Genomic DNA, 23426 nt, shown 5'->3' on the forward strand with positions numbered 1-23426 from the left:
CGCTCTGTCCCTCGACCATCGCAAAAAGCAGCAGTAGAGCGCCGTATCTCTGCGCCCAACCGTGCGATCAGCCCCGAAACCTCAAACAACAACCAAGCTCGACGTTTTGACACGGCCTGGACCCTTTGCGGACATCGAAGGCATGCCGTAAACGCGATCCATGAACTGGTTGGACGTGCATGATCGCGCGTCTCTCGCTCTTTTCGTGAGGCACCTTCGTCGCGAACTCAACGATCCGATGGCCTTAGAAAAATGGGAAAACGTCGAACTCGGGGGCTTCCTCGACGCCTTGGCAGCATGGGCGGTTGATGGCGACGGACCAGCCGATGCAAACCCATGGCGGCATGTCGCCAAAGCTCTGACCGCAGCATCAGCTTACGAGTAGCCTATGACGGCTTTCCACCCTTCACCGACCGAAGCCGCCGGCGCCGCAGCCGTGGCGGCGGGGTCGGGTCAGCGGGCGGCAAGCCCCGGCCGGACGAAGGCGTCCCAGCAGCGGCTGAGGGCGATCCGGTCGTGTCCGATGAGGGCGGGGGCGTAGAGGGAGAGGAGCTTGTCGTTGGCGTCGGTGACCGGGCACTTCGGGTAAAGGACGAGGTCGGTGCCGCGGACCGCGTCCAGAACGGCCGCGTCGGGATCTGGCACGGCGCGGAAGGGGTCGGCGCCGATGGCGACGAGGCGGGTGCCGTGGCGGTCGAGGAGGTAGGGGAAGGGGTTGACGAAGTTGATGTTCATGATCGTCTCGAAGCGCACCCCGTGCTGCGCCTCGTAGGCGAGGATGGCGCCGGCCGCCTCGTCGGCGGCCATGAGCCAGGTCAGCTGGAAGTCCGGCTCGGTGTAGAGCGTGAAGGACGGCAGCATCTTCTGGGCCGAGAAGTAGCGCCAGGTCTCGGGGAAGCCGGCATAGGCGGTCATCAGCTTGCGGGCGCGCTCGACCACCTCGGGGCGCTGCGAGACCGAGCCCAGCGTCTTCAGGTGCTGGTGGGGCAGGGCGACGTAGTTCACCTGGCCGACGAGGGCGCGGGCGCCGCGCTGCGCGACCTGCATGAAGGTCGGCAGCGACGCGGCCGCGACGAGCGCGATCACCGTGACGAAGGCCGCGCCCTTGAAGCGGTTCGCCCGCACGAGGATGCGCAGGAGCACCGGCCAGACGAAGATGAAGCCCTGGCCGCCGGTGTTCTGCGTTTCGAAGAACAGGGCGGCGAAGGCCGTCGCGCCGAGCCAGACGAGGTCGCGGTCGGCGAGGTCGCGCGCCGTCGCGAGCGCGTCGGCCGGGCGCAGTCCGCCCAGGCGGCGCAGCATCGAGCGGCCGTCGAGCCAGAGAAGCGCGACAACGAGGACGGCGATGGGGCCGACGACGCGGAAGTGGATGGAGCTCGCCTGGATGAAGCGCGGCAGGAGGCTGTCCGTGTTCATCGAGACGAGGGCCGCGATGTCGGCGAGATAGGGGAGGACGACGCCGGTCGTCGCCTGGAGGAGGCCGAGGCCCAGGACAAAGGCGGCGGCGACGGCGAGCGCGCCGCGCAGATCGACGCGGCCGGCGCAGAAGGCGAGGGCGCAGAGCAGCCCGCCGGCGACGAAGCCGGTGATCTTGACCAGGAACAGCGCCAGCATGGCGCCGGCGATCACCGGCAGGAGACGGCGACGGCTTTCCACGAAGACGAGCGCCGCGGCCAGCACGTAGAGGAGCTGGCTGGTGTGGCGGTTGTAGATGCCGAAGCCGTCGATGCCGGGGTAGAAGTAATATTCCTCGACGTTCACCGGCAGGAGCGAGAAGACGAGGAACGGCACCAGAAGCGCAAAGGCAAGGGTGCGCGAGCGCTTGTCGACGTCGACGAGCACCAGCGCCATCAGCGGCGCGGTGACCGCGAGAAGGCACCACTGCGCGATCAGGAGCGGCTGGCCCTCGGGAAAGAGCGCCAGCGTGCCGGCGAACAGCCAGTAGCCGAGCGGGCCGCCGGGGGCGAAGAAGTCGGCCGCCGGCATCTGCCCGTCGAAGACGCGGTTGGCGCCGTCGAAATAGATGAAGAGGTCCCAGTAGAAGGGGCCGACCGGCAGCGTCAGCCGCAGGGACAGGAGCGTCGGCAGGACGGCGAGAACCGCGAGAAGCGCGAGGACGGGCGGCACGGACAGGCCGAGCGCCCTGCCGCCCCCGCGGCCGCGCTCCTGAAGGGTGTCGGTGACCATGCTCGCTTCTCCGCCGCAATCGGGCGAAAGAATGCGCCTGCGGAATTAAACCCCGGTTGCCGGGGCGCCGGAGAGGCACATCGCATGCTCGCGCATGTCGCAAACAGGCTGCACGCCGTCGCCGGGCTTGGTTAGACCTGAGGGCCGAAAAGCCGGAACCGCCGGCGCCGGTCCTTTCGAGGAGTTCGTGTCATGCAAGCCCGTGCCCGCGCAGTCGTGATCGGAGGCGGCGTCGTCGGCGTCTCGACGCTCTACCACCTCGCCAAGAAGGGCTGGACGGACTCCGTCCTCATCGAGCGCAAGGAGCTGACCTCCGGCTCGACCTGGCACGCGGCGGGCCTCCTGCCGCTGTTCAACCTGTCCTATTCGGTCGGCCAGCTGCACAAGTATTCGGTGCGCTTCTACAAGGAGCTGCAGGCCGAGACGGGGATGAACGTCGGCTTCTCCAACGTCACCAACATCCGCCTCGCCAAGACGCAGGACCGGCTCGACGAGTACCGCTACTATGCCGGCATCGCCGAGACGATCGGCGTGCCGGTAAAGTTCCTCACTCCCGAGGAGCTGAAGCAAGTCTGGCCGTTCTGCGAGACCGACGGGATCCTGGGCGCCCTGCAGCACCCGGAGGACGGCTACATCCAGCCGGCCGACCTGACGCAGGCGCTCGCCAAGGGTGCGCGCGACATGGGCGCGACGATCCACCGCTACACCACGGTCTCGGCGATCGAGCGGCTGGCCAGCGGCGAGTGGAAGGTGGTCACCGACAAGGGCGAGATCGTGTGCGAGCACGTGATCTCGGCGACGGGCAACTTCGCGCGGCGGACCGGCGCGATGGTCGGGCTGGAGGTGCCGGTCATCCCGGTCGAGCACCAGTACATCGTCACCGAGCCGCATCCCGCGATCCTGGAGCGCAAGCGCCAGGGCCTGCCGGAGATGGGCGTCCTGCGCGAATCGGATTCGGGCTGGTACATGCGCGAGGAGGCCGGCGGCCTCATCCTCGGCCCCTACGAGGAGGGCGCGCCGGCCTGCTACGTCGACGGGCCCGACGCGGAAAGCGAGTACGAGCTGTTCCAGGAGGACCTGGAGCGTCTCGAGCCCTACATCGAGACGGCCTTCGTGCGCGTCCCGGCCTTCGGCGAGGTCGGCATCAAGAAGGTCTACAACGGCGCCATCGCCTACACGCCGGACGGCTCGCCGATCGTCGGACCGGCGCCGGGCCTCAAGAACTTCTGGCTGAACGAGGGCCATTCCTTCGGCATCACGGCGGCCGGCGGGGCCGGCTGGCAGCTCGCCGAGTGGATCGTCGACGGCGCGCCGACGGTGGACATGGTCGGCGTCGACCCGCGCCGCTTCGGCCCCTATGCGACGGAGGGCTACCTCATCGAGAAGAACGAGGAGGCCTATTCCAACGTCTTCACCATGCACTACCCGGACGAGGAGCGCACCGCCGCGCGCCCCTTGAAGACCTCGCCCTCCTACGACCGCCAGAAGGCGCTCGGCGGCGTGTTCGGGTCCGTCTACGGCTGGGAGCGCGCCAACTGGTTCTGCCCGCCGGGCTATTCGGTGCCGGAGGCCGAGCTGGATCTGGGCGCCGACGTGCTCCTGAAGCACAACCATGCGCCGGCGACCGAGGACGGGCGCATCCGCGAGCGCTGGAGCTTCCGCCGCTCGAACTACTTCCCCTTCGTGGGCGAGGAGGTGAAGGCGGTGTCGGAGGGCGTCGGCCTCCTCGACATGAGCCCCTTCGCCAAGGCCTGGATCTCGGGACCGGGGGCGGAAGCCTGGCTCGACGGGCTTCTCGCCAACCGGCTGCCGAAGCTCGGGCGCGTCGCGCTGACGCACGTCCTGACCGAGGCGGGCGGCGTCCTGTCGGAGTTCACCGTGTTCCGGGCGGCGGCCGACCGCTTCTATCTCGTCTCGGCCGGCGGCCTGGAGGCGATCGACCACGACTTCCTCCAGAAGAACCTGCCGACCGACGGCAACGTGCGCTTCCAGCCGGCGACGACGGCGATGGGTGTCCTTGTGCTCGCCGGCCCGCGCTCGCGCGAGGTCCTGCAGAAGCTGACGCGCGCCGACCTTTCGACCAAGGCCTTCCCGTGGCTGTCGGGCAAGCGGATCTCGGTCGGCCGCGCCAACGCGCTGGCGCTGCGGGTGAACTTCGTCGGCGAGCTCGGCTGGGAGCTGCACCACCCGATCGAGATGCAGAACGCCATCTACGACGCCCTGATGGAGGCCGGCGCCGAGTTCGGCATCCGCCCCTTCGGAATCCGCGCGATGAACGCCATGGCGCTGGAGAAGAGCTATCGGCAGATGGGCCGCGAGCTGTCGATCGAGTACAACGCCTTCGCCTCCGGCCTCGACCGCTTCGTGCAGCCGAACAAGGGCGCCTTCATCGGCCGCGACGCGGTGGTGCGGGCGCGCGAGGCGGGGCTCAAGCAGCGCTTCGCGACGCTGGAGGTGCACGGAACCACGGATCGCGACGCGCGCGGCTCCGAGCCGATCTACGACGCGTCCGGCCGTCTCGTCGGCCGCGCGACGCAGGGCGGCTACGGCTGGCGCGTCGGAAAGAGCCTGGCACTCGCCATGCTTGAGCCGGCGCTCGCCGAGGAGGGCACGAGGCTGCGCGTCCGGATCCTCGGCGATCTATTCGACGCGACCGTGATCGGCGAGAGCCCGTTCGATCCGGAGAACGCGCGCCTGCGCGGCTGAACGCCGCGGAGACAGGAGCTCCGCGGGGTTTGATGACGGAACCGTGAATTGCGCGCCGCACGCCGTGCGGCGACGCTCGCCTCATGCGCCTGCGACCCCTCCTCTCCGCCGCGCTGTTCAGCGCGATCCTCGCCTCCGGACCGGCCGTGGCGCAGGCGCCGCGCGGGCTGGGTGACCTCGGAGCCGCGAGAGCCGCGGAAACGGGCGATCCCGTCGATGTCGAGCTGGTTCTCGCCGTCGACGTGTCCTGGTCGATGGACCTGTCGGAGCAGGCGATCCAGCGCGAGGGCTACGCCGCGGCCTTCCGCAGCGAGGAGGTGCAGCGGGCGATCACCGAGGGCAATCACGGCCGGGTGGCCGTGACCTACATCGAATGGGCGGGTGCCTTCTCCCAGTCGGTCGTCGTGCCCTGGACGCTGATCGACTCGAAGGAAAGCGCCGAATCCTTCGCCTACAGCCTCGGCAAGACGACGCCGATCCGCGCGCGGCGGACCTCCATCGCCTCGGCCATCGACTTCTCGGCCCCGCTCTTCGACAACAACGGCTATGCCGGCCAGCGCCGTGTGATCGACATTTCCGGCGACGGGCCGAACAATCAGGGGCCGCTCGTGACGCAGTCGCGCGACGACGCGACCAGGCGCGGCATCACCATCAACGGCCTGCCGCTGATGACGACGGACACGGCAATGGGATCGAACTGGGGCTCGATCTCGAACCTCGACGAATACTACGCCGACTGCGTCATCGGCGGTCCCGGCGCCTTTTCCATTCCCGTGACGAGCTGGGACCAGTTCCCGCTGGCCGTCCGGCGCAAGCTCGTCCTGGAACTCGCGGGCCTCTGGCCGAACATGCGCCGCGACGAGGGCGCGCGAGACGGAACGGTGATCCGCATCCAGAGCGAGGAGCCGACGGACTGCACGGTCGGCGAATCCATGTGGCAGGACCGCCAGAGGTTCTGGATGGACGGCGTTCAGTAGGCTTGACCTGCCGCCCCGAGGTTCGAGGCAGGCCGCTTCTCTCTCGCCCGTTGTGGGAGAGGGTGGACCGCGAAGCGTCGGATGAGGGGGGCGGCCGCGCGAGCGGACAGCAAACGACTTGCGTCGCAGCCGTCACGAACCACCCTCATCCGCCTGCCGGCACCTTCTCCCGCGAGCGGGAGAAGGGAGAGGCTTCGATGGGGGTGCGTCAGACCGCCATCGCGGACGCGGCCATGGCGCCGACGGCCTCGCTGTGCCGGTTGGCGCGCTCCTGGAGGGGGGAGCGGCCGTAGAGTTCGCGGTAGCATTTCGAGAAGTGCGAGGCGGAGACGAAGCCGCAGGCGACCGCGATCTCGATGATCGGCAGCTGCGACTGGAGGAGGAGGTGGCGCGCCCGGTCGAGGCGGATCTCGAGGTAGTAGCGGGCGGGCGAGCGGCCCATCTCGCGCTCGAAGAGGCGCTCCACCTGGCGCCGCGACAGGCCGACGAGCGTCGCCACCTCGACCAGCGAGAGCGGGTCGGACAGGTTCGCTTCCATGACCTCGATCGCCCGCAGCACCTTGGCGTCCTGCACGCCGAGCCGCGCCCGCAGCGGCAGGCGCTGGCGATCCTGGGGCCCGCGGACGCGATCGGTCAGCGCCTGCTCGCAGACGCGGTTGACGATGTCATCGCCCTGGTCGTCGCGGATGAGGGCGAGCATCATGTCGAGCGAGGCGGTACCGCCGGCGCAGGTGTAGATGTTGCCGTCGATCTCGAAGAGGTCGGCATAGACGTCCGCGCGCGGGAAGGCCTCGGCGAAGCCCGGCAGGTTCTCCCAATGGATGGCGCAGCGCTTGCCCGCCAGGAGGCCGGCGCGCGCGAGGAGATGCGCGCCGGTGCAGAGGCCTCCGACGGACACGCCGCGCTGATGCGCCTCGCGCAGATAGGCGAGGGCGACCTTGTCGTTGAAGTCCTCGACGCGGATGCCCGAGCAGGCGAAGACCATGGACGGCCGGTTCTCGCCGCCGAGCGCCTTGCGCTCGGCCTCGATGGAGGTGTCGACGGCGCAGAGGACGCCGTTGGAGGCGCGCACGGGCTGGCCGTCGGCGGAGGCCAGACGCCAACGGTAGGTCTCGCGGCTGGCGACGCGGTTGGCGATCCGCAACGGCTCGATGGCCGTCGCGAAGGCGATCATCGAAAAGTTCGGGACGAGGAAGAAGACGATGGTGCGGCGGGGACCAGGCGCCGGCGCGCCGCGGTCGGGCACCGTGCCGAAGGTTTCCGCCGAACCCTTGATCGCCGCAACAACCACCGCACCTGCCTCCGCATTTCGCAGGCGCGAGTGTTGGACGCAAATAGAGGCACATTCAAGAAGACTGGAGTTGTTCCAACCGTTTTGATCGCGCCGGTGTCACCGCCGTCCGGCGCGCCCGCCGCGGCGTCGCGCGGATCCGCCCTCGTCCGAACCGCCCGAGCCGGCCTCGCCGCCCGACAGGGTCGGATTGCCGGCCGCGTCGCGATTCGGAAGGGGCTGGACCTTGACCAGTTCGGGATAGCTGTCGCGCTTGTTGGGGAAGGCCATGGCGGCGACGAAGTGGCCCTGGAAGGCCGGCTCCAGCGCCGTCTCGACCTTTTCGATGCGGGTGACGACGTCCTCGATCTCGCGCCGGAACTCGCGGTTGAGGAGCGCCATGCGGGCGCCGGCGCCCGCGGCGTTGCCGACCGAGCCGCAGCGCTCCAGCGCGCAATCCGGCACGAGGCCGAGCACCATGGCGTAGCGCGGCTCGATAAAGGAGCCGAAGGCCCCGGCGAGCGCGATGCGGTCGATCGCGACCGGACGCCCTTCCTCCGCCGAGAGCCGGTCGACCAGGAGCTTGATGCCGGCATAGAGCGCGGCCTTGGCGAGCTGGATGGCGCGGACGTCGGTCTGCAGGATGCGGATCGAGCGGTCGGGGGTCTCGTGGAGGACGTAGGCGAAGGTGCGGCCTTCCTCGACGATGCGGGGGCTGCGGGCGGCGAGACGCCCGTCGATCACGCCGTCCTCGGAGATGATCCCGGCGAGGAACATCTCGGCGACGACCTCGATGATGCCCGAGCCGCAGATGCCGGTGACGCCGAAGCGCGCGGCGCCTTCCACGAAGCCCGGCTCGTTCGACCAGGGCTCGACGCCGATGACCTTGAAGCGCGGTTCCAACGTTTCGGGATCGATGCGCACGCGCTCGATGGCGCCGGGGGCGGCGCGCTGGCCGGAGGAGATCTCGGCACCCTCGAAGGCCGGGCCGGTCGGCGAGGAGGCGGCGACGAGGCGCCGCGACGAGCCGAGCACGATCTCAGCATTGGTGCCGACGTCGACGAGCAGCATCGTCTCGTCCTGGCGATGCGGCCCTTCGGACAGCGTCGCCGCCGCGGCGTCCGCGCCGACGTGGCCGGCGATGCAGGGCAGGACGTAGGCGCGCGCGTGCGGATGGAGGCCGAGGTCGAGCGCGGCCGCCGGCATCTCGATCGCGCCGGAGGCGGCGAGGGCGAAGGGCGCCTGGCCGAGCTCGGTCGGATCGATGCCGAGGAAGAGATGGTGCATGACCGGGTTGCCGACGAAGACGGCGTCGAAGACGTCGTCGGGCGACACGTTGGCCTCGGTGCAGACGCGCGTCGTCAGCTCGCGGATCGCCCCGCGCACGGCCGCGGTCATCTGCGGCCGGCCTTCCGGGTTCATCATCACGTAGGAGACGCGGCTCATCAGATCCTCGCCGAAGCGGATCTGCGGGTTGGGCGTGCCGGCCGAGGCGATCGTCGCGCCCGACAGGAGCGAGGACAGGTGGAGGGCGATGGTGGTCGAGCCGATGTCGACCGCGATGCCGTAGGCCTCGTTCTTGAGGCCGGGATAAAGCGCGACGAGGTGCGGGCGGTCGGCCTCGCGGTCGTGCGCGACGACCGCCGTGACGCCCCAGTTGCCCGCGCGCAGGATCCCTTGGACCTTGGGCAGGAGAGAGGGCTCGATCGTCGGCCGCGGCAGGCGCCAGTCGCGCTGAAGCGCCTCGAAGACGCGGTCGAGGTCGCCGAGCGGCGCGTGCATGTCGGGCTGGGATACCTCGACGTAGAGGAGGCGGATCGCCGGATCGCGCGGGATCTCGCGCGTGTCGACGGCCTTGCGCACGACGGCGCCGTTGATCGCCATGTCGGAGGGCAGGTCGACCACGAGGTCACCCTCCACGCTCGCCGAGCAGGACAGGCGCCGGCCGGGCTTCAGACCGCGCTTCTCGGCGTAGCGCTCCTCCTTGGCCGACCAGGCCGAGAGGTGATCGGCCGCCGAGGTGATGCCGTGCTTGGCGAAGACGCCCTCGGCGACCTCGACCTGGCAGCGCCCGCAGATGCCGCGCCCGCCGCAGACGCTCTCGACGTGAACGCCGAGGGAGCGGGCCGCCTCGATGAGCGGAGTACCCCTAGCGAAGCGGCCGCGCCGCCCGGAGGGCATGAAAAGGACGAGAGGATGCGTTTCGGACATGCGGCAGCCGTTCAAGGGCGGTGAGGGATCGGCGGCTGCCGCGCAGGAGGTTGCTAGCGCGAGAGCCGCTTGCGGTTGGCGCGGACCTTCTTGGAATAGACCTGGAGGCCGGCGGACAGGATCGCGTCGGCATCGTTGACGTGGCGGGCGCGGCCGCTCATGGCGGCGATGGTCGCGTCGCCGACGGCCTTCATCGTCGCCATGTTCATCGCGACGATGCTTTCGCCGACGGCCTGGATCTTCTCCGCCACCATCAGCGAGACCTCCGCCTTGTCGGCCGCCGTGGGAGACGCCGCGCTCAGCCACATCTGCGTCATGCGGGTGCCGATGACGAAGGGCGAGACCATCATCAGCGTCGTCAGTTCGGCGGTGCTCTTGGGCGCGTCGGTCCAGTTCATGCCTGCGACTCCGGGCTCGGCGTGGTCGGACGGGCCGAAACGGCTCGACATCACGCGCGACGCGAATATGGCGCCGCATGGCGTCTTTGCGAAGGGCAGCAGCTTACGTTTCGGTCAGGCCGTGCCGCGCCGCCCCTCGCGCCCGCCGCGGCGACGCCCGCCCGAAGCAGCGCCGGCGTCGACCGGCGCCGCCGGCGTGTGGCCGCCGGCCGTCGGCGCGGCGTCGCGATAGGAGCGGATCCAGGTTATGCAGGAGGGGTCGTTGCCCATCAGGACATTGGCGCCGCGCACGGCCTCCATCTCCTGTGGGCGGCAGGGATTCATGATGGCGCTGGTCATGCCGCTGGCGATGGCCATGGGCAGGAAGGCGGCGTTGATGCCGTGGCGGTGCGGCAGGCCGAAGGAGATGTTGGAGGCGCCGCAGGTCGTGTTGACGCCGAGCTCCTCGCGCAGGCGCCGCACCAGGGTGAAGACCTGCCGGCCGGCCGTGCCCATGGCGCCGATCGGCATGACCAGCGGGTCGACCACGATGTCGTGCGGCTTGATGCCGTAGTCGGCGGCGTGCTCGACGATCTTCTTGGCGACGGCGAAGCGCACGTCCGGATCCTCGGAAATGCCGGTCTCGTCGTTGGAGATCGCGACGACGGGCACGTTGTACTTCTTCACGATCGGCAGGATCGCTTCGAGCTTCTCAAGCTCGCCCGTGACCGAGTTCACCAGCGGCCGGCCCTTGGCGACCTCGAGCGCGGCGATGATCGCCGAGGTGACGGAGGAGTCGATCGAGATCGGCAGGTCGGTGAGGCTCTGGACGAGCTCGATGGTTCTCACGAGGAGCGGCGGCTCGGAGAGGTTCGGGTCGACGGCGGTGACGCCGGCATTGACGTCCAGCATGGTGGCGCCGGCCGCGACCTGCTCCAGCACGTCCTTCTCGACGGTGGAGAAGTCGCCGGCGACCATCTCGGCGGCGAGCTTCTTGCGCCCCGTCGGGTTGATGCGCTCGCCGATGACGCAGAACGGCTCGTCGAAGCCGATCACGATCTCGCGGCGGGCGGAGGCGACGACGGTGCGGGTCATGGGCTGGGTGTCTCCGAGAGTGGGAACCGGGCCGCCGGCGGTCGGGTCAGGCGCGGAGCGCGCCGCCGACCGAAGCAGACGCAGAAGGATATAAGGATGTGTTTATATCCCAGGAGCCCCGCTCGTAAAGCCATTCCGCCGACTTCTTGAGCCCGCCGAACGGAAAGATGTGGATGCCGGCGAGGCGCGTCTCGGCATCGGCGCGCCAATGCGTCTCGATCGGGCCGACCACGGCCTCGGGCGAGTGCGTCGTGGCGATGGTCGTGAGGGCGAAGGCTTGGCGCTTGAGGAAGGACACGGAGTTGCCGACGCCGCAGAGCGCGGCGTAGCGCAGGAGCGTCGTGATCTTGGCGGGTCCGGCGACGCCGAGATGGACCGGCATGTCGACGCCCGAGGCGGCCAGCGCGCGCACCCAGCCGAGAACGCTGTCGGCATCGAAGCCGAACTGCGTGACGATGCGCATGGCCGCGCCGGTCCGCTCGCCGAAGGCCTGCTTGAGGCGCAGTGCCGCCTCGGCGGTGGCGAGGGAGAAGTCGGGAGAGCCTTCCGGGTGGCCGGCGATGCCGATGCGCCGGATGCCGTAGCGGTCGAGGAGGCCGGTCTCCAGCACTTCCATGGTCGAGGAGAAGGGGCCGGCCTCGCGGGTGAGGCCGCCGCCGATCACCAGGACGTCGGTGACGCCGGCGTCCTCGGCGAGGGCCCGGATGCGGGTATCGAGGGCGGCGCGGCTCTCGATGCGGCGCGCGGGAATGTGCGCGACGGGCTCGTAGCCGAGATCGCGCAGGCGCCGGGCGGCGCCGACGAAGGTGTGCAGGGGATCGACGCCGACGTCGGTGAGATAGGTCGGCGTGCCGGCCGGAAAGAGCCCGGGCAGGTCCGTCGATTCGAGCGCGTGCTTGGGCGCGACCTCGATCGTGGCGGGGATGCGGTTGGTCTCGATCGGCCGGCGGATGCTCATGGATCTCGTCCCTCGTTGCCGACGAGCGCCTTCAGCCGGGCGCCGTCATAGCTCGCCTCGATGCGGGAGAGGGCTTCGTCGGCCGCGGCTTCGAGGTCGTCGGCCTCGATCGGCTCCGAGCCGCGACGCCATTCGGCGAGATAGGCGTCGGAGTCCTTCGCGCCGACGCGCATCGCGCACATGTCGATCGCCTCGACGAAGCGCAGGGCAAGCTCGCGCCGCGCCGCCTTGCGGTCCTGCCGTACGATCACCTGGGCGGGAATGTCCCGCCAATACACGATCTGCAGCTCGGCCATGGACCGTTTGTCTCCCGGGGACTGATGATGACGAAAGGTGAGGGCGCGCACTGCCTCGCTCACGACGAAGCCATGCGCCGTTTGCGACATGGGTCGGCGGCGCAAACCGGCGAGGGGTGGAAGGGCCGCGGCGGCCGTCAGACGAGGGTGGTCAGGGCCACAGGAAGTGGAGGAGGGCGATCAGGGCCGCGCCGTAGACGACGACGAGAAACAGCGCCGAGCCGATGCCGGTGACGATGCCGGCGATCAGCCAGGCGCCGTCGCGGGCGGTGAGCGCCACGCCGAGAAGCGCGACGGCGATGCCGGGCGCCATGTTGGTGAAGACCGCGGGGATGGCGATGATCGCGGCGAGGATGAAGGCCATCCAGCCGATCACCGGCTCGATGATCCGGTCGTGGAAGGGCCACATGCGCGGCTGCGCGTAGCGCTCGATCCGCCGCAGCGACGGGCCGATCTTGTCCATCACCTTGCGCAGCGTGTCCGGGCTGACCGGGATGCGGCTGATCTTCTCGGGCAGCCAGAGGCGGCGGCGGCCGAAGGCGAGCTGCGCGGTGACGAGGAGGAGCGGCAGCGTCGCGATCAGCGAGGCGCCGGGAACGAGGTTGATGCCGCCGAGCAGGATGAAGAAGGCGCCGAAGGCCTGGGCGCCGAAGGCGGTGTTGAGGTCGCCGAGGGTCGTGTCGGTGCGGTCCGGCGCGGTGAAGGAGCGCAGGATCGCCGAGATACGCTGCTGGCGCTTGACGCCGGGCGGACGGGCGCGCCGGCGATGGCGGGGCAGGATCGTTGGTGACACGCTCGACACTCGGTTTTCAGCCTTACGCTCTCGCAATCGTCGCCCCGGAGATCACGACCGCTCCGCCCCGACGGCGGGGCGCGACCCTTGATGCCGAAGATTGTGAGGGAACTAAGCCTGAAATCATGTAAATGCGAGCGCGATAACAAGACGTTTGCGTGAAGTTCCCGCGATTTGCCAGCCGGTGCGGCATCGCGGCGCTAGCGCGCGCGCGCCTCGGCCATGCGGCGAAGAGCCGGGGCGAGATCTCCGTAGCCGGTGAAGCGCCGCTCGTATCGCAGCTTCAAACGCTCGGCGATCGCCTCCGCCTTCGCGTCGAGCGCGCGATCCTCGGTCTGCGCGACGTAGATGCAGCGCTCGTAGTGGCCGAAGAGCATGTCCCGCATCTCGGGATGGCGGTCGAGCTTGTAGGGGCGGGCGAAGAAGGCCTCGAACTGGCGCACGAAGAAGTCGGTGAGCCAGAAGGTGCGCATGTTGTCGTCGGCCTCGGCGAGGAAGCGCTCGTTGCCCTGGAAGAACGAGAAGCAGTGCGGCCCGGCGATGCGCAGGACGCCCTGGCGCTCGCAGACCGCGTCGAGAAGGCCGCCGGTGCCGCAGTCGGCATAGGCGACGGCGATCGTCGCGTAGCCTTGCCCCCGCGCCTTCGCGATGGCCTCCTCGACGGCGGGCGCGATCTTCTGCGGATGGTTGTGGAGGAGGGCGGGAAGGCAGGCGACGTCGACGTGGGACAGGCCGTTGGCCGCGAGAACGGCGAGGATTTCGCGGGCGATCGCGCCGCAGGCGATCAGCCGCACCCGGTCGCCCGGAACTTTATCCACAGTTGCGTCACGATTTTCGATCACGGGGCCGGAACCGCCGGGCGAAGGGCGAGTTGCAGGGTCGCAGCCAAGTTGAGGAGCCTCGCCCATGATCCGCCGTGCCGCCCTTCTGTCCGTTGCTCTCGCCGGAGCGCTCGCCCTGACCGCCTGCGCCAACACGGTTCGCGGCGTCGGCCGCGACGTTGGCAACACGGTCGACGCGACCCAGGGTGCCGTCGCCGACGTCGCCCGCTGATCCAGGTCAGTTCAGGCGATCGAAAAAGCCCGCCGGCGCACCCGGCGGGCTTTTTCGTGCAGGAATCAGGCGATCAGGCGACGCCCTGGTTGTGGCGGCGCTTGATCAGCTCGCGGGCGGTGTCGACCGCGACGGCCGCGTCGCGGCAATAGGCGTCGGCGCCGACCTGCCGGGCGAAGTCCTCGTTCAGCGGCGCGCCGCCGACGAGAACGATGATGTCGTCGCGGATGCCCTTCTGGACCAGCGTGTCGATGACGACCTTCATGTAGGGCATGGTGGTCGTCAGCAGCGCCGACATGCCGAGGAAGTCCGGCTTGTGCTCCTCGATCGCCGCGAGATAGCGGTCGACGTCGGTGTTGATGCCGAGGTCGACGATCTCGAAGCCGGCGCCTTCCATCATCATCCCGACGAGGTTCTTGCCGATGTCGTGGATATCGCCCTTCACGGTGCCGATGACCATCTTGCCCTGCTTGGGCGCGCCGGTCTCGGCGAGGAGCGGGCGCAGGATCGACATGCCCGACTTCATGGCGTTGGCCGAGAGCAGCACCTCGGGCACGAACAGGATGCCGTCGCGGAAGTCCTCGCCGACGATCTGCATGCCGGCGACGAGCGCCTTGGTCAGGACGTCGTAGGGGATCCAGCCGCGATCGAGCAGGATGCGCGTGCCTTCCTCGATCTCGTCCTTGAGACCGTCGTAAAGGTCGTCCTTCATCTGCTCGACGAGATCCTCGTCGGAAAGCTCTGCGAGAACGATCTCTTCTTCGGCCGACATGGCTTCTCTCCCCGGAAACGCCGCCGTCAGGCGCGGCGCAGGATCACGCCGCGTCATACATCGCGCCGGACAGTATGACAAAGGCGGACCGAGCGCTTCGCGCATCGTTGCGACGGTTGAGAGGTCGAATGCGACCTTCCCGCGGACGGTGGTCCGCCCGCCGGCCTGTTCTTCGCGCGTCATCGCGGTTCGCAGAAGGGACGACGGCGCGCGTCGGCCGAGCTAGGATCGGCGCCGATCGGCGCGGCGCTTCGGCAGGGGCGGAACCGCGCGGCGGAGGAGAATGGTCATGGCGGACGAGATCCTGGGCGAAGGCGATGCGGCCGCGATGCCGGCGGCGGGCGGCGGCGCCCGGCGCGGCCGGGCGGCCGGCGGATCGGGCGCGCGCCGCGCGGCGCGCACGCAGACCGGCTCCGGCACCAAGCTGACCTATATCCGCCGCCAGCTCTCGCCCTACGAGGTGCTGGACGAGGAGGGGCTCGCCCTCATCGAGCGCAATGCCGACACGGTGCTGGAGGAGATCGGCATCGAGTTCCGCGGCGACGAGCAGGCGCTCCGGCAGTGGCGGGACGCGGGCGCGGACGTGCGCGGCGAGCGCGTCCACTTTCCCAAGGGGCTCTGCCGCTCGCTCCTGAAGACCGCGCCGTCCGTCTTCACGCAGCATGCCCGCAACCCGGACAACAGCGTCCAGATCGGCGGCAACGCCACCGTCTTCGCGCCGGTCTACGGGCCGCCTTTCGTGCGCGACCTCGACGGCAACCGGCGCTACGCGACGATCGAGGACTTCCGCAACTTCGTGAAGCTCGCCTATCTCGCGCCCTCGATCCACCATTCCGGCGGCACGGTCTGCGAGCCCGTCGACATCCCCGTCAACAAGCGGCACCTCGACATGGTGCTCGCCCACATGATGCTCTCCGACAAGCCCTTCATGGGTTCGGTGACCGCGCCCGAGCGCGCGGCCGACACGGTGGAGATGTGCCGCATCCTGTTCGGGCGCGACTTCGTCGACCAGAACACGGTCTGCATCAGCCTCATCAACGCCAACTCGCCGATGACCTTCGACGGCGTGATGCTCGGGGCGCTGCGCAACTACGCCGAGGCGAACCAGGCGACGATCGTCACGCCCTTCATCCTGGCCGGCGCCATGAGCCCGGTGACGGTGGCCGGCACGCTGACGCAGGTTCTGGCCGAGGTGCTTGCGGGCGCGAGCTTCGCCCAGCTCTGCCGTCCCGGCGCGCCGGTGGTGTTCGGCACCTTCGCTTCCTCGATCTCGATGCAGTCGGGCGCGCCGACCTTCGGAACGCCCGAGCCCTCGCTCGTGTCCTTCGGCGCGGCGCAGCTCGCCCGGCGCGCGGGCCTGCCCTTCCGCACCGGCGGCTCGCTCTGCGCCTCCAAGGTGCCGGACGCGCAGGCCGCCTACGAGAGCGCCAACACGCTGAACTCGACGCTTCTCGCCGGCACGAACTTCGTGCTCCACGCCGCCGGCTGGCTCGAAGGCGGGCTCGCCTCCTGCTACGAGAAGTTCATCATGGACTGCGACCAGCTCGGCATGATGCAGGCCATGATGAAGGGCGTCGACCTGTCGGAGAACGGGCAGGCCATGTCGGCCCTGCGCGAGGTCGGCCCCGGCAGCCACTTCCTCGGCTGCCAGCACACCCAGGACAACTTCCAGACCGCCTTCTACCGCTCGACCATCGCCGACAACAATTCCTACGAGCAGTGGCTCTCGGAAGGCTCCAAGCGGGCGGAAACGCGCGCCAACGAGATCTGCCGGCGCTGGCTGGATTCCTACGAGGCGCCGCCGCTCGACCCCGGCATCGCGGAGGGGCTGGCGGACTTCGTGGCCAAGCGGAAGGAATCCGAGTCCGACGCCTTCGCCTGACCGGCCGCCGGCATCATTGGCCGGACGGCTTTCCGTTCGATAGGATGCCACGGGAATCACGGCGGGGATGCCGCTGACGTCCGGGGGGACTGAGCGTGGGCGACACAACGAACCGGCGGCCGCTGAAGTCGCGCGATACCGGCTGGGCGGCGGCCGTGCTGCGGCTGCTGCTGAAGACGGGGCTCAGCGCCGACGCCGTGTCGATCCTGGGCGTCGTGATCTCCGCGGCGGGCGCCGCGGCGCTCGTCTACGCGCATGCACATCCCTGGCTCTTTCTCGTCGGCGCGCTGTGCATCCAGCTCCGCCTCCTCGCCAACATGATGGACGGGCTGGTCGCGGTGGAAGGCGGACGGGGCGGGCCGCTCGGCCCGCTGTTCAACGAGGCGCCCGACCGGATCGAGGACACGCTGTTTCTCGTCGCCTTCGGCATCGCCGCGGGCTGGCCGGGCCTCGGCTGGTTCGCGGCCGTGCTCGCCGTCTGCGCGGCCTATGTGCGGCTGCTCGGCGGCACGCTCGGCTTCCCCCAGGACTTCTCCGGCCCGATGGCCAAGCCGCACCGCATGGCGGCGCTGACGATCGGCTGCGTCCTCGCCTTCGCCGAGGCGCTGATCTCGGGCGGGCGCTGGGCTGCCCTGATCGTCGTCTGGGCGGTGGTTCTCGGCACGCTGGCGACGATCGCGCGCCGCCTGTCGCGCCAGGGCCGTCTCCTGAAGGAGCGCGCGCGATGATGGCGGCGCTGCTGCGACGCCTGCTGATCGGGGCGACGCGCTTTCTCGTCGGTGGACACGCCCGCTGGGTCGGCACGCAGCCGAGCCACGTCCAGCGCATCTACTTCGCCAATCACGGCAGCCACCTCGACACGATCCTGCTCTGGGCGGCGCTGCCCGGCGAGCTGCGCCGCACGACCCATCCCGTCGCGGCGGCCGATTACTGGGGCGCGACGCCCTCGCGCCGCTTCGTCGCCCGCGAGATCCTCAACTGCGTCCTGATCGACCGGAAGAAGGGAAGCGCCGATCCGCTGGAGCCGGTGCGCGCCGTGCTCGCGCGCGGCGAATCGATCGTGATCTTCCCCGAGGGGACGCGCGGCACCGAACCGTTGCCGGGACCGTTCAAGTCCGGGCTCTTCAACCTCGGCCGCACCTTTCCCGAAGCCGAGCTCGTGCCGGTCTACCTCGACAATCTCTCCCGCGCCTTCCCGAAGGGCGCATGGCTGCCGGCCCCGATCTCCTGCTCCGTGCGCTTCGGCGAGCCGCTGCGGATCGGACCGGAGGAGGAGCGCGAGGCCTTTCTTGAACGAGCGAGGAGCGCCGTGATCGCCCTCTCCAAACCGGTTCCGCAGGGCTGAGGCGCCGCCATGGACACCCGCATCCTCGTCCTTTTCGGCGGCCTGATCGCCATTCTCGCGACCGCCTCGGTGGTCGGCTACGCCCTATCGCGGCGGGACGCCACCGCGGAGGCGCGCGCCACCGTCGCCAACCTCAACGCGCGGGTGCGCGCCTGGTGGCTGATGGTCGCGATCTTCGCGGTCGCCTTCCTCCTCGGCAAAGGGGTGACGCTCGTCCTCTTCGCGCTGACCTCCTTCTACTGCCTGCGCGAGTTCATCACGCTGACCCCGACGCGGCCGGCCGACCACCGGGCCGTGGCGGCGGCGTTCTATCTCTTCATCCCGCTGCAATACTGGCTGATCTGGGCCGACTGGCTCTCGGTCTTCACCATCGCCATCCCCGTCTACGCCTTTCTGCTGCTGCCGGTCCTCGCAGTCTTGTCGGGCGAGACGCAGGACTTCCTCCAGCGCACGGCCAAGATCCAGTGGGGCCTGATGCTGACGGTCTACTGCATCAGCCACGCGCCGGCGCTGCTTCTCCTCGACGTGCCGGGGCACGAGGGCGACAACTTCCTCTGGCTGTTCTTCCTGATCGCCACCGTGCAGCTCTCCGACGTCCTGCAATATGTCTTCGGCAAGCTCTTCGGGCGGCGGAAGGTGGCGCCGCGCGTCAGCCCGTCCAAGACCTGGGAAGGGCTGATCGGCGGAGGGCTCTCGGCCATGGGCATCGGCGCGGCGCTGTTCTGGATCACGCCCTTCACGCCGGTCGAGGCGGCGGCGATGGCCTTCGTGATCGTGCTCGCCGGCTTCTGCGGCGGGCTGGTGCTGTCGGCCATCAAGCGCTCGCTCGGCGCCAAGGACTGGGGCACGATGATCGAGGGGCACGGCGGCGCGCTCGACCGGATGGACTCCGTCACCTTCGCGGCGCCCCTGTTCTTCCACCTGACGAACTACTTCTTCGCCACGTGAGACGCCGGCTCGTCGGCCTCGCGGCGCTCTGGGGCTTCGCCGAGGCGACGCTGTTCTTTCTGGTGCCGGACGTGCTTCTGAGCTTCGCCGCGATGCGCTTCGGCCTGCGGCCGGTGCTGGTCGCCTGCCTCGCCGCCGCGCTCGGCGCGACGCTCGGCGGCGCGACGATGATGGTTGCGGCGCAGGTCGCGCCGGAGGCGGTGCGATCCACCATTCTGGCGCTGCCGGGGATCGGGCCGCAGCTCGTGGAGGAGGCGGGGCGGCGCTTCGCGCAGGAGGGCGTCCTCGCGGCTTTTCTCGGCTCGCTGTCGGGCGTGCCCTACAAGCTCTACGCCTACGCGGCGGGAGCGGGCGGCGAGGGGGTGCTGGCGCTGCTTCTCGCGACGCCGCTGATCCGCCTGCCGCGCTTCGTCGGCGCGACGCTTCTCGCCGCCGGCGCCCGGCGGCTCCTCGTGCCGCGGCTCGGCGAGGGCGCCGCGCTGGCGCTCCTCGCGGCCTTCTGGCTCGGCTTCTACGCCTGGTACTTCAGCGTGATGGCCGCTTAAGCCTCGGCCGAGCCGCGGCGCGAGCGGCGGCCGCGGCTGCCCTGGCCGTCAGAACCGGACTCGAAGGCCTGCTTGTTGACGAGCGGTCCGACCGTCTCGACGATGGTCTCGATCGTCGGGCGCTGGCGCTTGTGATGCGTGTCGAGCGCGTGGCGCATGGCGGCGAGGTGGCCGGGCGCCGTGCCGCAGCAGCCGCCGATGATGCGCGCGCCGGCATCGATCGCGAGGCGGGTGTAGTCCGCCATCTGCTCGGCCGTGCCGGAATAGACCGTCTGCCCGTCGACGAAGCGCGGGATGCCGCAATTGGCCTTGAGGACGATCGCGGTGTCGGGATTGCCGGTCTCCAGCTCCAGGCCCGTCGCCAACATGTCGGAGGCGCCGACGCCGCAATTGGCGCCGATGGCGATCGGGGCGGGCTGGATGCCTTCGGCCGACTTCCAGAAGTCGCGCGGGTGGATGCCCATCATCGTGCGGCCGGCGCTGTCGAAGGAGCCGGTGAAGACGTAGGGCATGTCGCAGGCGACCGCGGCCTCCACGGCCGCGCGCACCTCGTCGGCGGCCGACATGGTCTCGATCCAGGCGACGTCCGCGCCGCCCGCCTTCAGGCCCTCGATCTGCTCGCGGAAGGCCTCGACGGCCTCGGCGTAGGACAGGGCGCCGATCGGCTCCAGGATCTCGCCCGTCGGGCCGACCGAGCCGGCGACGATCACCGGCCGGCCGGCGCCGTCCGCGACCTTGCGGGCGATCTCGGCCGCGATGCGGTTGAGATCGTGGGTCCGATCCTCGGCCTGGTGCAGCTTCAAGCGGTGGCGGTTGGCGCCGAAGGAGCAGCTCAGGATGATGTCGGCGCCCGCGTCCACGAAGGACTGGTGCAGGCTCTCGATGCGCTCGGGATGGGTCTCGAGCCACATTTCCGGCGCCTCGCCCGAATGGAGCCCCATCTCGAAGAGGTTGGTGCCCGTGGCGCCGTCGGCGAGAAGCACGCCCTTTTCCGCGAGCAGTCGGCTGAGCGCGTCGGTCATCGTCGGATCCTGTGCGGGAGATGAGATAAGGGAATCCTTATATAAGCTCGCGCGCGAGATCAATCACGGGGCGGACACAGGGCCGGACCCCGTTAGGAGGGTGGTAACACCCCTTCGCTAGAACAAGCGCGTGGCCCGAGCGGCCCCGATCGACCCTCCGGATCAGGTCTCGCGTCCCGGAGGCGATCGCCCCGCTCAGTGCCCGAACGACGATCGCCGCGCCAGGACATGGCGCGGCGATCGTCGTTCGGGCGCTGCGTCGAGGCCGTCAGGCGGCCGACGGCAGGACCTGCCCGATCTGGTCCTCGCGAAACGGCTTCTGAATGCGCGGCACGCCCATGAAGGCGCCCGGGATGTTGGCCGCGAAGCTCGACACGAAGCAGAACGGCACGCCCTGCTCGAGGAGCATGCGCGCGACCGGAAGGCAGGTCTGGCGTCCTTCGCCCAGACGCACGTCGAGAAGCGCGAAGTCCACGCCGCGCGCCACTTCCTTGACCGCCTCGCGCAGGGTCGAGGCGATGACGATGTCGGCATCGAGGCGCGACGCAACGATGTCTTCCAGGTCGATCGCGATGATCGGCTCGTCTTCGAGGATGAGAATCTTCATGTCCGCCCCTTGCATCAGCCATATAATGGAGGGGCCAGGGTTTCGTTCCGGCTGATTCTCGTGATTCGATGTAAATCATCCGCATCAACTTGGCATTAACCACATTGATCGGAATAACCTGCGAGAGATCGAAGAAGATCGTCCGCTTCATGTATTGTTAAGATCGTTCTCTTTGTCGGCAAGCTTCATGGGCCGGTCGGAGAGCCAGCCACGCATGTTGGTGCAGTCGTTTCGCGCGAAAAAACTCTGCAGGAACTTGGCTGAAGCTTGATGTTCGCCGTTCGTTCGACGCGATCTCACCCGATCGCGATGCAATCTCGGCTGGACGTGATCGAGCCACGCGCTATGCGCGGGCGGCGCCCGTCTGCCAGTCCGCGTCCAGCTCTGGTCCGGCCGGGCACGCAGCCGTTTGGGGAGCGGCGAGGCGGCGGGCGGGATGCCGGCTGATCCACTCGGCGGCGGCCTCGGTCGCCGCCACCGGGCGCCCGTAGTAAAAGCCCTGGATGTAATCGGAGCCCAGGCGGCGCAGGAGCGCGACCTGCTCCTCGGTCTCGACGCCCTCCGTCGTGACCGACATGCCCATCTGGTGGGCCATGGTGATGATCGTCTCGATGATCTGCGACACGTTGGGCTCGCCCGCCGCGAAGGCCTTCATGAAGGACTGGTCGATCTTCAGCTTGTCGAAGCCGAAGCGCCAGAGGTAGCTGAGCGAGGAATAGCCCGTGCCGAAATCGTCCATCGCGATCGACACGCCGAGCTCCTTCAACTGCTCGAGCTGGCGCAGCACCGCGTCGGACCGATCGAGAACGAGCGATTCGACGATCTCGACTTCGAGCCGCTCGCCCGTGATGCCGGCGGCCTCCATGGCGCCCTTCACGACGTCCACGAGGTCGTCGCCGCGGAACTGGACGGTGGACAGGTTGACGGAGACGTAGAGGTGCTCCGGCCAGGCCGCGATCTGGCGGCAGGCCTCCTGGATCACCCAGGTGCCGATGGACTGGATGTAGCCGCGCGCTTCCGCGATGGGAACGAAGACGGCCGGCGAGATGTGGCCGCCCGAACCGTTCGGCATGCGCAGCAGGGCCTCGAATCCGCGCAGCTCGAGGTCGGGTCCGCCGACGATCGGCTGATAGAAGAGCTCGAAGCTGTTGGTCTCGCAGGCGAGGCGGACCTGCGCCTCGATCTGGCGGCGGCGCGCGACGTCCTCGTTCATGGACGGGTCGTAGAGCGAGAAGTCGCCCAGCTTGTTGGCCTTGTGGTGGAGCAGCGCCATCTCGGCGTGGCTCTGCAGCTCCGCATGGCTGCGCCCGTCCGCGGGCATGCGGGCGACGCCCATCGAGATCTGCAGCTGGATCGTCCGGTCGCCGAGCTCGACCGGCTCCGCGACGGCGCGCGCGACGCGCCGCGCGAGATCGGCGATGCCGATCGGACCCTGGACGCGACGGCGCAGGAACACGAAGTCGTCGGCGCCCATGCGGCCGAGGAGGTCGTTGCGGTCGAGGACGCTCGACAAACGCTGGGCGACGATGCGCAGCAGTTCGTCGCCGCGCGACTGGCCCACCTCGTCGTTGATTTCGGAGAACCCGTCGATGTCGAGATAGACGTAGGCCATCTGCTCGCGGGTCGCCCGCGCCGTCGCCAGCAGCCGGTCCGTTTCCGCCTGCATGCGGGCACGGTTGAAGAGCGTCGTCAGGACGTCGTGGTTGGCGAGGAAGTGGATGCGCTCGTCGGCTTCCTCCATCCGGCGCTTGCGGCGCAGGTAGAAGACGGACGGGACGCCGGCGACGATGAAGACGAGCACGAGGAGGTCGCGGATCGCGCCCGTCATCACGTGACCGAAGGCCGCGTGCTGGGCGCTCGTGTCGACGCCGACCGAGGCGTAGCCGACCGTCCGGCCTTCCAGGCGGAGCGGGGTGATCACGCTCGGCTCGCTGCCGGAGGAAAAGTCGACGACCTGCTGGTCCGCCTTGGCCTTGAGAACGTCGACGGCCAGCTTGTCGCCCGCCGTCATGCCGCCGGGCCGGTCGCGCAGCAGCCACTTGTAGCGCTCGGAACGCGAACGATAGGTCTCGTTGCCCTGATCGTCGAAGATCACGAAGGTGTCGATGTCCGAAAGGCCGGCGATGGCCCGCACCCGCTGCTCGGCGTCGGGATCGCGCGCGAGGCCGGTGAGAAAGGCGTTCAGGCGCGAGGGATCCTCGGTGAGGAAGGTGGCGAAGCGCGCGCCCTTCTGGCGCAGCGTCGTGCCGACGAGGTCCTCGACGGTCTGCGTCCCGACCGAAAACGCACCGAGGGCGATGAGGCCCGACACCACGGCGCCGCCAAGCGTGGTGATCCAGTAGCGTTTTGCGAAAGCGATGATCATCGAGACGGCAGGGTCCT

22 protein-coding genes are annotated in these 23426 nt (G+C 69.3%); 9 read left to right on the top strand and 13 right to left on the bottom strand.

Annotation, left to right across the window (positions count from 1 at the left end):
• Positions 1-160: 160 nt before the first annotated feature.
• Positions 161-385: a DUF7660 family protein gene (locus FZN60_RS27230; RefSeq protein ID WP_158877339.1), complete on the top strand. Its 225-nt coding sequence runs from the start codon at positions 161-163 to the stop codon at positions 383-385.
• A gap of 68 nt (positions 386-453) precedes the next feature.
• On the opposite strand, the gene FZN60_RS27235 is transcribed toward FZN60_RS27230, so the two are convergent.
• Positions 454-2187, bottom strand: coding sequence for a hypothetical protein (locus tag FZN60_RS27235; RefSeq protein WP_158877341.1), 1734 nt, complete (start codon positions 2185-2187; stop codon positions 454-456).
• 192 nt (positions 2188-2379) lie between these two features.
• Here FZN60_RS27235 and FZN60_RS27240 point away from each other — a divergent pair, with 192 nt between their 5' ends.
• Both FZN60_RS27240 and FZN60_RS27245 read left to right on the top strand, forming a co-directional pair.
• Positions 2380-4893, top strand: a complete 2514-nt coding sequence (locus FZN60_RS27240) for a GcvT family protein (RefSeq protein WP_158877343.1) — start codon at positions 2380-2382, stop codon at positions 4891-4893.
• Positions 4894-4976: 83 nt separating this feature from the next.
• Positions 4977-5870: a DUF1194 domain-containing protein gene (locus FZN60_RS27245; RefSeq protein ID WP_158877345.1), complete on the top strand. Its 894-nt coding sequence runs from the start codon at positions 4977-4979 to the stop codon at positions 5868-5870.
• Positions 5871-6078: 208 nt separating this feature from the next.
• On the opposite strand, the gene FZN60_RS27250 is transcribed toward FZN60_RS27245, so the two are convergent.
• From FZN60_RS27250 to FZN60_RS27285, 8 genes are all read right to left on the bottom strand, one after another.
• Positions 6079-7044 carry a GlxA family transcriptional regulator gene (locus tag FZN60_RS27250; RefSeq protein WP_246727272.1) on the bottom strand — a complete coding sequence of 322 codons (966 nt, stop codon included), beginning with the start codon at positions 7042-7044 and terminating at the stop codon, positions 6079-6081.
• Positions 7045-7260: 216 nt separating this feature from the next.
• Entirely contained in the window at positions 7261-9351 is a 2091-nt protein-coding gene (locus FZN60_RS27255) for an ASKHA domain-containing protein (RefSeq protein WP_158877347.1), read from the bottom strand.
• Between the two features lie 53 nt (positions 9352-9404).
• Complete coding sequence (locus FZN60_RS27260) at positions 9405-9749, bottom strand: hypothetical protein (protein WP_158877349.1); 345 nt, start codon at positions 9747-9749, stop codon at positions 9405-9407.
• Between the two features lie 114 nt (positions 9750-9863).
• On the bottom strand, positions 9864-10823 hold the full coding sequence (locus FZN60_RS27265) for a methyltetrahydrofolate cobalamin methyltransferase (protein WP_158877351.1): 960 nt from the start codon (positions 10821-10823) through the stop codon (positions 9864-9866).
• Between the two features lie 46 nt (positions 10824-10869).
• A complete protein-coding gene (locus tag FZN60_RS27270; protein ID WP_158877353.1) occupies positions 10870-11781 on the bottom strand; it encodes a methylenetetrahydrofolate reductase in 912 nt (303 codons plus the stop codon).
• Entirely contained in the window at positions 11778-12077 is a 300-nt protein-coding gene (locus tag FZN60_RS27275) for a virulence factor (RefSeq protein WP_158877355.1), read from the bottom strand. Before FZN60_RS27275 ends, FZN60_RS27270 begins: the two co-directional genes overlap by 4 nt.
• Positions 12078-12228: 151 nt before the next feature.
• Positions 12229-12870, bottom strand: a complete 642-nt coding sequence (locus FZN60_RS27280; RefSeq protein WP_158877357.1) for an exopolysaccharide biosynthesis protein — start codon at positions 12868-12870, stop codon at positions 12229-12231.
• Between the two features lie 200 nt (positions 12871-13070).
• Positions 13071-13709, bottom strand: a complete 639-nt coding sequence (locus FZN60_RS27285; protein ID WP_422570291.1) for a DUF1638 domain-containing protein — start codon at positions 13707-13709, stop codon at positions 13071-13073.
• Between the two features lie 67 nt (positions 13710-13776).
• Between FZN60_RS27285 and FZN60_RS28730 the strand changes: the two genes are divergently transcribed.
• Positions 13777-13923, top strand: a complete 147-nt coding sequence (locus tag FZN60_RS28730; RefSeq protein ID WP_199266668.1) for an entericidin domain-containing protein — start codon at positions 13777-13779, stop codon at positions 13921-13923.
• A 73-nt stretch (positions 13924-13996) separates the two neighbouring features.
• Here FZN60_RS28730 and FZN60_RS27290 read toward each other — a convergent pair whose 3' ends face one another.
• A complete protein-coding gene (locus FZN60_RS27290) occupies positions 13997-14695 on the bottom strand; it encodes a corrinoid protein (RefSeq protein ID WP_158877361.1) in 699 nt (232 codons plus the stop codon).
• 328 nt (positions 14696-15023) lie between these two features.
• Between FZN60_RS27290 and FZN60_RS27295 the strand changes: the two genes are divergently transcribed.
• From FZN60_RS27295 to FZN60_RS27315, 5 genes are all read left to right on the top strand, one after another.
• Entirely contained in the window at positions 15024-16577 is a 1554-nt protein-coding gene (locus FZN60_RS27295) for a trimethylamine methyltransferase family protein (RefSeq protein WP_158877384.1), read from the top strand.
• 95 nt (positions 16578-16672) lie between these two features.
• A complete protein-coding gene (locus tag FZN60_RS27300; protein ID WP_246727262.1) occupies positions 16673-17305 on the top strand; it encodes a CDP-alcohol phosphatidyltransferase family protein in 633 nt (210 codons plus the stop codon).
• A gap of 8 nt (positions 17306-17313) precedes the next feature.
• Entirely contained in the window at positions 17314-17922 is a 609-nt protein-coding gene (locus FZN60_RS27305) for a lysophospholipid acyltransferase family protein (RefSeq protein ID WP_158877388.1), read from the top strand.
• A 9-nt stretch (positions 17923-17931) separates the two neighbouring features.
• Entirely contained in the window at positions 17932-18870 is a 939-nt protein-coding gene (locus FZN60_RS27310; protein WP_158877362.1) for a phosphatidate cytidylyltransferase, read from the top strand.
• Positions 18867-19415 (top strand): hypothetical protein, encoded by a 549-nt coding sequence (locus tag FZN60_RS27315; protein ID WP_158877364.1) that lies wholly within the window; start codon positions 18867-18869, stop codon positions 19413-19415. Before FZN60_RS27310 ends, FZN60_RS27315 begins: the two co-directional genes overlap by 4 nt.
• Here FZN60_RS27315 and bmt read toward each other — a convergent pair.
• The 3 genes from bmt to FZN60_RS27330 all read right to left on the bottom strand — a co-directional run bounded on the left by bmt (position 19412) and on the right by FZN60_RS27330 (position 23409).
• Positions 19412-20437 (bottom strand): betaine--homocysteine S-methyltransferase, encoded by a 1026-nt coding sequence (gene bmt, locus FZN60_RS27320; RefSeq protein WP_158877366.1) that lies wholly within the window; start codon positions 20435-20437, stop codon positions 19412-19414. The two genes, FZN60_RS27315 and bmt, sit on opposite strands and share 4 nt — an antisense overlap.
• A gap of 268 nt (positions 20438-20705) precedes the next feature.
• Positions 20706-21044 (bottom strand): response regulator, encoded by a 339-nt coding sequence (locus FZN60_RS27325; protein ID WP_158877368.1) that lies wholly within the window; start codon positions 21042-21044, stop codon positions 20706-20708.
• Between the two features lie 343 nt (positions 21045-21387).
• Complete coding sequence (locus tag FZN60_RS27330) at positions 21388-23409, bottom strand: putative bifunctional diguanylate cyclase/phosphodiesterase (protein WP_246727268.1); 2022 nt, start codon at positions 23407-23409, stop codon at positions 21388-21390.
• Positions 23410-23426: the final 17 nt, after the last annotated feature.

It is taken from the genome of Antarcticirhabdus aurantiaca, assembly GCF_009765365.1.
Lineage (GTDB): Bacteria > Pseudomonadota > Alphaproteobacteria > Rhizobiales > Rhizobiaceae > Antarcticirhabdus > Antarcticirhabdus aurantiaca.

Excerpts from the sequence above, each read along its gene's own strand:
- FZN60_RS27230 (WP_158877339.1), top strand. The coding sequence starts at position 161 with ATGAACTGGTTGGACGTGCATGATCGCGCGTCTCTCGCTCTTTTCGTG.
- FZN60_RS27235 (WP_158877341.1), bottom strand. The coding sequence starts at position 2,187 with ATGGTCACCGACACCCTTCAGGAGCGCGGCCGCGGGGGCGGCAGGGCG.
- FZN60_RS27240 (WP_158877343.1), top strand. The coding sequence starts at position 2,380 with ATGCAAGCCCGTGCCCGCGCAGTCGTGATCGGAGGCGGCGTCGTCGGC.
- FZN60_RS27245 (WP_158877345.1), top strand. The coding sequence starts at position 4,977 with ATGCGCCTGCGACCCCTCCTCTCCGCCGCGCTGTTCAGCGCGATCCTC.
- FZN60_RS27250 (WP_246727272.1), bottom strand. The coding sequence starts at position 7,044 with ATGATCGCCTTCGCGACGGCCATCGAGCCGTTGCGGATCGCCAACCGC.
- FZN60_RS27255 (WP_158877347.1), bottom strand. The coding sequence starts at position 9,351 with ATGTCCGAAACGCATCCTCTCGTCCTTTTCATGCCCTCCGGGCGGCGC.
- FZN60_RS27260 (WP_158877349.1), bottom strand. The coding sequence starts at position 9,749 with ATGAACTGGACCGACGCGCCCAAGAGCACCGCCGAACTGACGACGCTG.
- FZN60_RS27265 (WP_158877351.1), bottom strand. The coding sequence starts at position 10,823 with ATGACCCGCACCGTCGTCGCCTCCGCCCGCCGCGAGATCGTGATCGGC.
- FZN60_RS27270 (WP_158877353.1), bottom strand. The coding sequence starts at position 11,781 with ATGAGCATCCGCCGGCCGATCGAGACCAACCGCATCCCCGCCACGATC.
- FZN60_RS27275 (WP_158877355.1), bottom strand. The coding sequence starts at position 12,077 with ATGGCCGAGCTGCAGATCGTGTATTGGCGGGACATTCCCGCCCAGGTG.
- FZN60_RS28730 (WP_199266668.1), top strand. The coding sequence starts at position 13,777 with ATGATCCGCCGTGCCGCCCTTCTGTCCGTTGCTCTCGCCGGAGCGCTC.
- FZN60_RS27290 (WP_158877361.1), bottom strand. The coding sequence starts at position 14,695 with ATGTCGGCCGAAGAAGAGATCGTTCTCGCAGAGCTTTCCGACGAGGAT.
- FZN60_RS27295 (WP_158877384.1), top strand. The coding sequence starts at position 15,024 with ATGCCGGCGGCGGGCGGCGGCGCCCGGCGCGGCCGGGCGGCCGGCGGA.
- FZN60_RS27310 (WP_158877362.1), top strand. The coding sequence starts at position 17,932 with ATGGACACCCGCATCCTCGTCCTTTTCGGCGGCCTGATCGCCATTCTC.
- bmt (WP_158877366.1), bottom strand. The coding sequence starts at position 20,437 with ATGACCGACGCGCTCAGCCGACTGCTCGCGGAAAAGGGCGTGCTTCTC.
- FZN60_RS27325 (WP_158877368.1), bottom strand. The coding sequence starts at position 21,044 with ATGAAGATTCTCATCCTCGAAGACGAGCCGATCATCGCGATCGACCTG.
- FZN60_RS27330 (WP_246727268.1), bottom strand. The coding sequence starts at position 23,409 with ATGATCATCGCTTTCGCAAAACGCTACTGGATCACCACGCTTGGCGGC.